This window comes from Streptomyces sp. NPDC049577, from assembly GCF_040675635.1.
Classification (GTDB): domain Bacteria; phylum Actinomycetota; class Actinomycetes; order Streptomycetales; family Streptomycetaceae; genus Streptomyces.
Window position 1 is genome coordinate 1 of the sequence record NZ_JBFAPH010000239.1, and the last position, 9673, is coordinate 9673.

Consider the following 9673-nt stretch of genomic DNA (forward strand, 5'->3'; position numbering starts at 1 on the left):
TTGGTCGGCGGCGCGCTCGGCAAGCCGGCTCTCCCCCTGCTGGATGGCCTTCCGCAGGAGCCCGGCACGTCGGTCGGCCCGGCGCGGGTCCCAGGGTCAGCAGATACGCCAGCGAGACCCACTCGACGGCGGCGAGCGAGGCATGGAACTCGCTCCGCAGGCCGCCGTACGTCAGGGTGACGATGCTGGCGTCGAGCTGACCCAGGAAGGCGCCCAGGCACACGGTGCCCACCGCGAGCCGCCACGCGCCGGGCCGGGCGCGTATCCGCTCCGGCCGGGGCCGTTCCTCCGTCAGCAGTGCGGGCAGCCGCCGCCCCCGTCGTCGCGGGTGCGCGACCGCCGACCGGCCGGTCATGCCACCTCCCCTATCGCCTCGCCCGTCGGGCCCGACCACTGTCGCATCCGTCCGCCCGGCTGCTCCATCAGGGGGACTCCGGCGGTCCGGGGGGCGACCGGCGGAGTCCCGAAGGGCAGTCATCCTCTCGGACAATCATCTGAACGAGGAACGGAGCACGTCACGATGCGTACGCGACACCGGGTGACGACCGCGCTGCTGGCCCTCGCGCTGGCCGGAGCGTCCCCCGGCACGGCGCTCGCCACCGGGCAGGGGCACGACGACGCCTTCCTGAAGAAGATCCACCAGGGCAACCTGGCCGAGATCGCGGCCGGGCGTGACTCCCGCCACGGTGGCGTGGCCCGTTGCGTGAAGGAGGTCGGCCGGGTCCTCGTCCGCGACCACCGGAAGCTGGACGACGGCGTCAAGGACCTCGCGCACCGCTTCGACGTGTCCCTGCCCCGGGACGTCAGCGAGGAGCAGCGGCGGGACCTGAAGCGGATCCACCGCAAGGCGCACAGCCGGCGGTACGACCGCGCCTGGCTCAAGGCCCAGGAGGCGGGGCACGCCGGAGCCCTGAAGCTGATCGACGAGGAGATCGCCCACGGCGAGGACGCGGACGTGCGCAAGGCGGCGACGTCGGCGCGGCCCGTCGTCGCCCGGCACCTGGAGATGGTGCGTGACTGCATGGCCGCCACCCGCCACCGCCGCTGACCTGCGGCCACCCTCCGAACGAAGGAGCCGGACCGAGGCGGACCGCCATGAACCTCCCCGCTGACCGGCCCGCCCCGGCCGCCTCGTTCCGGGAGCGGGCGTTCGACCAGTCGCCCATCGCCACCTCCGTCTTCGACCGCGACAACCGTCTGGTGGACGCGAACGAGGAGATGGTCCGCCTGGCCGGCAAGCCCCTGGAGCGGATGCTGGGCCTGCGGCTGGCCGACGTGCACCCGTACCCGCCGTTCGACGAGTACGAGGAGACGGCCGCCCGCGTCCTGCGTACGGGCGAGCCCGTCCGCACCGACTCCTACTTCCGCGCGCCCGGCGAGCGCCGCCGCCGCGGCTGGGCCACCTTCTTCACGCCCCTGCGTGACGACGCCGGCGAGGTGTGCGGGGTGGCGCTGCGGGCGCTCGACATCACGCCGCAGTACCGCGCGCGGCACCGGCTGGTGCTCGTCAACGACACCAGCACCCGCATCGGCGCGACGCTGGACGTCCACCGCATCGCCCGCGAGCTGACCGCCTCGACCGTCGGCAAGTTCGCCGACACCGTCACCGTCGACCTGCTCGACGGCGTCATCCAGGGCGAGGCGCCCCCGTCGTCCGGCGACGGCACGGTCACCCTGTGCCGCGCCGCACAGCGGTCGGTCGAGGACGACCCGGACGCACCGGCCGACGGGCCGGACGGCACCCGCGCATACGCCGCGGACTCGCCGCCCGCCCGCGCCCTGGCCGCCGGCCGGCCGGTCTGTCTGCACCTCGGCGAACCGGGCGTGCGGGAGTGGGCGGCCGGGGCCCTGCCGGCCGACCTCGGCGGGGACCCCGAACGCGGTCTGCTGCTCACGCCGCTGCGCGCCCGCGACCTCACCCTCGGGCTCGTCACGTTCGTACGCCACGGCGAGCGCGAGCCCTTCGACCACGACGACCTGCTGCTCGCCGAGGAGATCGCCGTACGGGCGGCCACCTGCCTCGACAACGCGCGCCGGTACGTCCGGGAACGCACCATCGCGCTCACCCTCCAGCGCGAACTTCTGCCCAGCCGGCTGCCCGCGCGGACGGCCGTGGCGGTCGCCTCCCGCTATCTGCCCGCCGGCACGCAGGCCGGCGTCGGCGGCGACTGGTTCGACGTCATCCCGCTGTCCGGCGCGCGCGTCGCCCTCGTCGTGGGAGACGTGGTCGGCCACGGCCTGCGGGCCACCGCCACCATGGGCCGGCTGCGCGCGGCCGTCCGCACGCTCGCCGACCTCGAACTGCCGCCGGAGGAACTCCTCACCCATCTCGACGACCTCGTCCTCCAGCTCGGACAGGAGCACGGACGGGAACTCGGCGAGGACACCGGGCACGAGGCCGCGCGGATGCGGGGCGGGCCGGCCGCCGGCGACTTCGTGGCCACTTGCCTGTACCTCGTCTACAACCCGGTCTCCCGCCGCTGCTCCCTGGCCAGCGCCGGGCACCCGGCCCCCGCCCTGCGGTCCGCCGACGGCACCGTCGAGTACCTCGACCTGCCCGCCGGCCCGCCCCTGGGCGTAGGCGGACTGCCCTTCGAGGCCAGCCAGTTCGACCTGCCCGACGGCTGTCTCCTCGCGCTCTTCACCGACGGGCTCCTGGCAGGGGAGGAATACGACCTCGACGCCGGGGCCGAACGGTTGCGAGGGCTGCTGGCCGCCCCTCCCGACTCCCTGGAGGAGACGTGCGACTGTGTCCTGGACGCCCTGCTGCCCGCCCACCGGACCGACGACGTGGCCCTGCTCCTGGCCCGGCCGCAGGGGCTGGACCCCTCCCGCGTCCGATGCTGGGACCTGCCCGCCGACCCCGCCGCCGTGGCCGACGTCCGCAAGTACGTGGCCGAGCAGCTGGCCACCTGGGGGCTGGACGAACTGACGTTCACCACCGAACTGGTCGTCAGCGAGCTGGTCACCAACGCCATCCGCTACGCCGCACCGCCCATCGCGCTGCGCCTGATCCGCGACGCCACCCTGATCTGCGAGGTCTCCGACGGCACCAGTACCTCCCCGCGGCTGCGCCGCGCCCGCACCTACGACGAGGGTGGCCGGGGGCTGCTGCTCGTCGCGCAGCTCACCGAGCGCTGGGGCACCCGGTTCACGGCCGGCGGCAAGACGATCTGGGCCGAGCAGGCGCTCCCGCCGGAGGTGGAGGCGGACACGGAGGGAGATACGGGGGCGGAGGCGGAGGCGGACGCGGGGCCGGGGACCGGAACGGCGGCGGGCGCGAAGATCGCCTGACGGTCACCGGGAGTTCACCCCCGGCCTCTCCCGTTCGCCCGTTCGAAGTGGTGTCATGCCCACGACGACCCGGACCGTCCCGGGTCCCGACCGCGGAGCCCCCCATGACGCACCCACGGATACACCGCCCCCGGCGCCTCGCCGCCACGGCCGTCGCGCTGACGCTCGCCGCAGGAACGTTCACTCTCACCGCCGGCCCCGCGCAGGCCCATGAGGCGCGTGCGCTGACGGCCACCTGCAGCCAGGCCCGGCTGCCCCTGCCCGACCCGTCCTGCCAGCCCGGCGCCGACAACCCGGACGTCACCCAGGCCACCATCGGCAGCACCATCTGCGTCTCCGGCTGGACCAGGACCGTGCGCCCGCCGACCTCTTACACCAATCCGCTGAAGGTCCGCCAGATCGCCGAGTACGGCTACGAGGACACCGACACCTCGGACTACGAGGAGGACCATCTCATCCCCCTCGAACTCGGCGGCTCCCCCCGGGACCCCCGGAACCTGTGGCCCGAACCCCGCTACGGTGACCAGGACGCCTACGAGAAGGACACCGTCGAGAACCGGCTCAAGTCCGCCGTCTGCAAGGGCACCGTGGGCCTCGACGCGGCCCGCCGGGCCATCGCCACGGACTGGACCACGGCCCTGGCGGCCGTCGGTCTGGAGTGAGTCCGCGGCCGGTCCGGAGAGGGTCCATGGTGAACCGTGCGCCCCGCCGCGAAAAACGTGGGATTTCCGTGCCGGGAGGGGAACCATCAGCTGTGGAAGGCCCTCTCTGAGGCCAGAGCGCACGGACGTACGGACATCAACCCAGATTGCGGGGGCGTAATGACGCGAACAGTCGCACAGCAGCGGTCGTCGGCGGCCAAGAGGCAGGCCGTGAGAGCGGCGGCCGCGGTGACGGCCGGGCTGGCGCTCGTCGTGGGCGCAGCCGGCGCCGGACAGGCCGCGACGGCCGGCGCCCCCGCCGCCGGGAACGCCCCCGGTTGCGGAGCGCTGCGCGACACCGCCCCCGCGTCCCCGGCGGCCGCCGTCCCGGCCGCCGCCGACACCCCGTCGGTGCTGCCCAGCGGCAGGGCCGGCCAGAAGATCTCCCAGAGCCTGCCCGCCCAGCTGCCCATCGGCCTGTGGTCCTCCTCCGCCATCACCCTGCGCACACCCGTCACCAAGGGCACCGTCCGGCTGGACGTCCGCAGCAAGGGCTTCAGCACCGACTCCCTGGTGGTGCAGCGCTACGAGCCGAAGACCCGCCGCTGGCTCGACCTCAGGACGACGCCCTCCAAGGAGAGCTGGCCGCAGCACGGCGTCTTCACCTTCCCGGTCACCACGAACGCCGACGACCGGCACCCGCAGACCACCGCCCTGCGGCTGCAGGATCTCGACCGGCCGGGCACCCTCACCGTCGCCGCCTCCGTCACCGACGGGCACGGCCACACCTACCGCGCCCCCGCCCGCACCACCACGGCCACCAGCCCCCGGGTGACGGTCAGCGGCTGGCAGAAAGGCGTCACCCTCACCCGCGGCGGAGCGGCCCGCGACCTCACGCTCACCGTCAAGAACACCACCGACCGCGCCTACCCCGCCCTGAACGCCTCGTACTACGCCTACGGCGCCGGCAAGAGCCACGCCCTCGCCCCCAAGGACCTCGATCTGCGGCAGTACCAGTCCGGCCGCGGCTGGGTCCGCGTGCCGCTCCGGGCCAACAGCTGCGACCCGGGCATGAACACCGCCCTGCGCCCCGTCGCCAAGGCGCCCCTCGCCCCGGGCGCCACCGTCGTCTACCGGCTGCGCATCGCCGTCGACCGGCTGGCCCCGCGCGACGTGACGAACGCCGAGGCGGGCATCACCGTGGGCAACGCGGACCAGTCCTTCTTCTCCCGCCCGCTGCCCTTCGCCATCCGCGCCAAGTAGCCGGGCGAGCGGCCGAAGGCCGTTGACGTGCGCCCCTTCCGGCGGACGTCGACGGGCTTCCCGGCTGGTGCTCGAAGCCGAGCCCGGCACCCCCCGAGAGCTGAACGTGTGCCGCCGCGCCCCGGCAGCGGCGGTGCGGACCGCCACCGGCCGGGGCGTCTGCCACCGTGGGCTGACACCGCGTCACCGCAACACAGCGCCCCCGGAGGAGAGAGCCCGTGACGGCCGTGCTGACCGTGCTCTTCGCCGTGCTCGCGGCCGTGAGCAACGCGTTGGCGACCGTCCTCCAGCGCAAGGCCGCCCGCGAGGTGCCGCAGGACGACGCCTTCCGCTTCCGGCTGATGATCGCCCTGATGCACAACCCCGTCTGGCTCGGCGGCATCGCGGCCATCATCTGTGCCGCGGTCTGCCAGGCCCTGGCCCTCACCCTGGGCTCCCTGGCCCTGGTCCAGCCCATCTTCGTCGCCGAACTGCCCTTCGCGCTGCTCATCGCCTGCGCCGTCTTCCACCGCCGGCTGCCGGCCTACGGCTGGGGCGCCGTGGCCATGGTCGCCGTCGGCCTCGCCCTCTTCCTCGCCGCCGCCGCGCCGTCCGGTACCCACCCCTCGGTGGACCTCGCCGTCTGGGCCCTGACGCTGATCGCGGCCGGCGGCGCGGCCACGCTGTGCGTCCTCGCCGCCCTCCGCCGCCCCAACGGCCGCGCCCGCGCGGCCCTCTTCGCCACCGCGGCCGCGATCGGATACGCCCTGACCGCCGCTCTGATGAAGTCCGCCGCCACCGCCTTCGACCGCCATGGAGCCGTCGCCTTCTTCACCTCCTGGCAGACCTACGCCTTCGCGGCGACCGGCGCCGGCGCGCTGTTCCTGCTCTCCAACGCCATGCAGGCCGGTCCGCTGGTCGCCTCCCAGCCCGCCCTCACCCTCGGCGACGCGACCGTCAGCCTCTGCATGGGCCTGCTCGTCTTCGGCGAGCACGTCCGCACGGGCTGGTGGCTGCTGCCGCAGGCGATCGGGGTACTGCTGGTCGTCGCGGGAACGACCGTCCTGCCCCACGTGCGGTACGCCGAGGAAGCCGCGCCCACCACCGAGGACCGGCCGGTCCGCGACGCGGCCTAACCGCCCTCACCCCGGCCAGTCGCCGCCCGGTACGCGTGTGCCCGCCGTCCGCAGGCCGTGCGCCACCCGCTCCGCCGCCAGGTAGACCCACGCCCGTACCGGAGCGCCCCCCTCCGGCAGCACCTCGCGCGCCACCCGGTCGTACAGGCTGCGCGGATCGCCGGGCCGGTGCTCCTCCAGCTCGTCCAGGGCCGCGAGCACCGCGTCGTACCAGCCCTCCGCCACGGTGATCAGTTCGCCGCGGACCTCCTCCTCCGGGGGCGCGGCCACCGCGTACGGGTAGCCCGGGCCCTCGTACAGCACCGCGCCCCGCATGCGCGCCGGCACCTCGGCCGCGGTGCGGCCCCGCAGGAACACGTCGTGGTTGCACCGCCCCGGCCGCAGCGTGCCGTAGACGAAGAAGGGAAGCCGCCGCGTGGTCATGCACCTGCCCTTCCGCCGTCGTGTCCCCGGGCCCTCCGCCGACGGGCGGCCGGGGAGGGCGCGCCGTAAAATCTTAGGTATGGGAGAGCGGTCGCTCGCGCCCTCCGCCCCCGAACTCGTCGTCGAGGCCGACGGCGGCTCCCAGGTGATGAGTCCGGCCCGCACCTACCACGTGGGGCGCGATCCTTCCAGCGACATCGTCCTGCGCGACGCGCGGGTCTCCTGGCACCATGCCGTGTTGCACGCTGTCGAGGACCACTGGACGCTGGAGGACACCGGCAGCACCAACGGGACCTACGCCGAGGGACACCGGGTCCGCTCGGTCGACGTCGGGCCGGGCAGCGTGATCCGCTTCGGCAACGCCGACGACGGCCCCGCCGCCGTCGTCACCGACGTCCGGCCGCCCGCGGCGGACCGCCCGTCCGCCGTCTTCCACCCGGAGGCCACCGGTACGTTCAGCCGGCCCACGTCCGTCCGCGCCCTGCCGTCCGACACCGTGCGCATCGGCCGCGGCGCCGACAACGACCTCCTCGTCGACGACCTGATCGCCTCCCGGCACCACGCCGAGCTGCGCCGGACGGCCGACGGCGGCTACGAGATCGTGGACCTCGGCAGCCACAACGGCACCTTCCTCAACGGCACCCGCGTCGAGCGCCACCCCGTGCTGCCGGGCGACATCGTCGGCATCGGTCACTCCGCGTTCTGCCTGGTCGGCGACCAGTTGCAGGAGTTCGTCGACACCGGCGAGGTCTCGCTCGACGTCCAGGACCTGTCCGTGAGCGTCGACCGGGGCCGCAAGACGCTGCTGGACGACGTCACCTTCCCCGTCGGCGCCAAGTGCCTGCTCGCGGTGGTCGGACCCAGCGGCGCCGGCAAGTCCACGCTCCTCAACGCGCTGACCGGACTGCGCCCGGCCGACCGGGGCACCGTCCTGTACGACGGCCGCGACCTGTACCGGGACTACGCCGAGCTGCGCTCCCGCATCGGACTCGTGCCGCAGGACGACATCCTGCACGCACAGCTCACCGTGCGCCGGGCCCTGCGCTACGCTGCCGAACTGCGCTTCCCCGGCGACACCGCCGCCGCCGAGCGGCAGGCGCGGGTCGAGCAGGTGATCGGGGAACTGGGCCTCGAACAGCGCGCGGGCCAGCCCATCCACAGCCTCTCCGGAGGCCAGCGCAAGCGCGTCAGCGTCGCCCTGGAGCTGCTGACGAAACCCTCCCTGCTCTTCCTCGACGAGCCCACCTCCGGCCTCGACCCGGGCATGGACCGCTCGGTGATGACCATGCTGCGCGAACTGGCCGACGACGGCCGCACGGTCATCGTGGTCACCCACAGCGTCCTGAGCCTCGACGTCTGCGACCGGCTGCTCGTCCTCGCCCCGGGCGGACGGACCGCCTACTACGGGCCGCCCCGCGAGTCCCTCGGCTACTTCGGCTTCGAGCAGTGGCCCGAGGCCTTCGAGGCGTTCGAGAACGACAGGGACCGCGACTGGGCGGGGCAGTACCGCGCCTCGCCGCAGTACCGGCAGTACATCGCGGCCTCCGGCGAGCAGCCGGGGCCGGCCGCGCCCGCAGCGCCCGCCGCCCCGCCGGAGCCCGTCAAGGCCCAGAGCTGGGGCGCTCAGCTGTGGACCCTGATGCGCCGGTACGTGGCCGCCCTCACCTCGGACCGCACCTTCCTGGCCATCATGATCGCCCTGCCGTTCGTCATGGGCGCGATGACCCGGGCCCTCGCCCAGGGGAAGTTCACCGACAGCTCCGCCACCCCGGCGCTGCTCGTCCTGTGCGTCGGCGGAGTGCTCACCGGCGCGGCCAACGCGGTGCGCGAACTCGTCAAGGAACGGGTGATCTACCGGCGGGAGCGCGTCGTCGGCCTGTCCAGATCCGCCTATGTGATGTCCAAGGTCCTCGTCCTGGGCATGATCACGATCGCCCAGGCGATCGTGCTGACCCTGGTGGCCCTCGCCGGCGTGGATCTCGCCGCCCCCGGCGGCAAGGGGGTGGTCATGGCACCGCTGGCCGAGATCACGCTGGCCGTCGCCCTGCTGTCGTTCACCGCCATGATGCTCGGCCTGCTGGTGTCGGCGCTGGTGCGCAAGGAAGAGGTCACCATGCCGCTGCTGGTGTTCCTCGCCATCGTCCAGGTCGTCTTCTGCGGCGCCCAGCTCCAGCTCCACGGCGTCCTCGGACTGAACCAGCTGTCGTGGCTGGTGCCCTCGCGCTGGGCCCTGGCCGCCATGGCCGGGACCATCGATCTGCACCACATCGTGCCGGGCGACCTGACCGCCGACCCGCTGTTCCACCACTCCTTCGGCATCTGGCTGCTGGACCTGGCCATGATGGTGGTGCTGTCGGCCGTCCTCGGCATCCTGGTCGCGCGGCTGCTGCGCCGCCACGAGCCGTCGGTCATGCGGAAGTGAGCCGCCCATGACCGCCGACGGCTTCGCCCCCACCCATGTGGTGCCCGGCCACGGCCTGCCCACCTGGGCGGCCCCGGACGCCGCCACCCCCACCGAACCGCTCGACCCGCTGCTGCCCGTCCAGCTGCTCGACCGCCGGGGCGACTGGGGCCGCGTGCTCTGCTCCAACGGCTGGTCGGCCTGGGTCGACGCCCGGCTGCTGATCTCCGTCCCACGCACCCCGCCGCCCCCCGGCGCGCCCCTCGCCCGCACCGCCGACGCGCGCAGGCTGCTGGCGCGCGTGGAGGAGAGCCTCGGCCACTACCGGCAGGCGGTGGAGGACGTCGCCGCCGGACGCACCGACGGCGAGACCTTCGCCCGGACGACGCACGGGCTGCGCGTGGGCGCCGTGATCGAGGGGGACGCGATCTGGCTGTACGACGCCGAGCACGACCGCTGGTGCTACTGCGACGGCACCGCCATGGAGACCTACGCGGCCTCCCACCCCGGGGACGCGGGATCCGCCGGCCGGCCGC

Annotated in this window: 7 protein-coding genes and 2 pseudogenes; 7 read left to right on the plus strand and 2 right to left on the minus strand. The window is 74.1% G+C overall.

Going from position 1 to position 9673, the window contains the following annotated elements; all coding sequences use genetic code 11:
- A pseudogene (locus tag AB0K09_RS23560) lies at window positions 1-355 on the minus strand (hypothetical protein); the annotation flags it as partial.
- A gap of 165 nt (window positions 356-520) precedes the next feature.
- Here AB0K09_RS23560 and AB0K09_RS23565 point away from each other — a divergent pair.
- From AB0K09_RS23565 to AB0K09_RS23585, 5 genes are all read left to right on the plus strand, one after another.
- On the plus strand, window positions 521-1048 hold the full coding sequence (locus AB0K09_RS23565) for a DUF4142 domain-containing protein (RefSeq protein ID WP_366067360.1): 528 nt from the start codon (window positions 521-523) through the stop codon (window positions 1046-1048).
- Window positions 1049-1095: 47 nt separating this feature from the next.
- The gene (locus tag AB0K09_RS23570) at window positions 1096-3294 is read left to right on the plus strand and encodes a SpoIIE family protein phosphatase (RefSeq protein WP_366067361.1); all 2199 of its coding nucleotides are present in this window, start codon (window positions 1096-1098) and stop codon (window positions 3292-3294) included.
- Window positions 3295-3398: 104 nt separating this feature from the next.
- Window positions 3399-3956, plus strand: coding sequence for a hypothetical protein (locus AB0K09_RS23575; RefSeq protein ID WP_366067362.1), 558 nt, complete (start codon window positions 3399-3401; stop codon window positions 3954-3956).
- A 159-nt stretch (window positions 3957-4115) separates the two neighbouring features.
- Window positions 4116-5198, plus strand: a complete 1083-nt coding sequence (locus AB0K09_RS23580) for a hypothetical protein (protein WP_366067363.1) — start codon at window positions 4116-4118, stop codon at window positions 5196-5198.
- Window positions 5199-5416: 218 nt separating this feature from the next.
- Window positions 5417-6313, plus strand: coding sequence for a DMT family transporter (locus AB0K09_RS23585; protein WP_366067364.1), 897 nt, complete (start codon window positions 5417-5419; stop codon window positions 6311-6313).
- Between the two features lie 6 nt (window positions 6314-6319).
- Here the strand turns inward: AB0K09_RS23585 and AB0K09_RS23590 are convergent, their stop codons facing one another.
- Window positions 6320-6736, minus strand: a complete 417-nt coding sequence (locus tag AB0K09_RS23590) for a gamma-glutamylcyclotransferase family protein (RefSeq protein ID WP_366067365.1) — start codon at window positions 6734-6736, stop codon at window positions 6320-6322.
- 79 nt (window positions 6737-6815) lie between these two features.
- Between AB0K09_RS23590 and AB0K09_RS23595 the strand changes: the two genes are divergently transcribed.
- Both AB0K09_RS23595 and AB0K09_RS23600 read left to right on the plus strand, forming a co-directional pair.
- Window positions 6816-9158, plus strand: coding sequence for an FHA domain-containing protein (locus tag AB0K09_RS23595; RefSeq protein ID WP_366067366.1), 2343 nt, complete (start codon window positions 6816-6818; stop codon window positions 9156-9158).
- 7 nt (window positions 9159-9165) lie between these two features.
- Window positions 9166-9673, plus strand: a pseudogene (locus AB0K09_RS23600) (hypothetical protein); the annotation flags it as partial.

Excerpts from the sequence above, each read along its gene's own strand:
- AB0K09_RS23580 (WP_366067363.1), top strand. The coding sequence starts at position 4,116 with ATGACGCGAACAGTCGCACAGCAGCGGTCGTCGGCGGCCAAGAGGCAG.
- AB0K09_RS23565 (WP_366067360.1), top strand. The coding sequence starts at position 521 with ATGCGTACGCGACACCGGGTGACGACCGCGCTGCTGGCCCTCGCGCTG.
- AB0K09_RS23570 (WP_366067361.1), top strand. The coding sequence starts at position 1,096 with ATGAACCTCCCCGCTGACCGGCCCGCCCCGGCCGCCTCGTTCCGGGAG.
- AB0K09_RS23575 (WP_366067362.1), top strand. The coding sequence starts at position 3,399 with ATGACGCACCCACGGATACACCGCCCCCGGCGCCTCGCCGCCACGGCC.
- AB0K09_RS23595 (WP_366067366.1), top strand. The coding sequence starts at position 6,816 with ATGGGAGAGCGGTCGCTCGCGCCCTCCGCCCCCGAACTCGTCGTCGAG.
- AB0K09_RS23590 (WP_366067365.1), bottom strand. The coding sequence starts at position 6,736 with ATGACCACGCGGCGGCTTCCCTTCTTCGTCTACGGCACGCTGCGGCCG.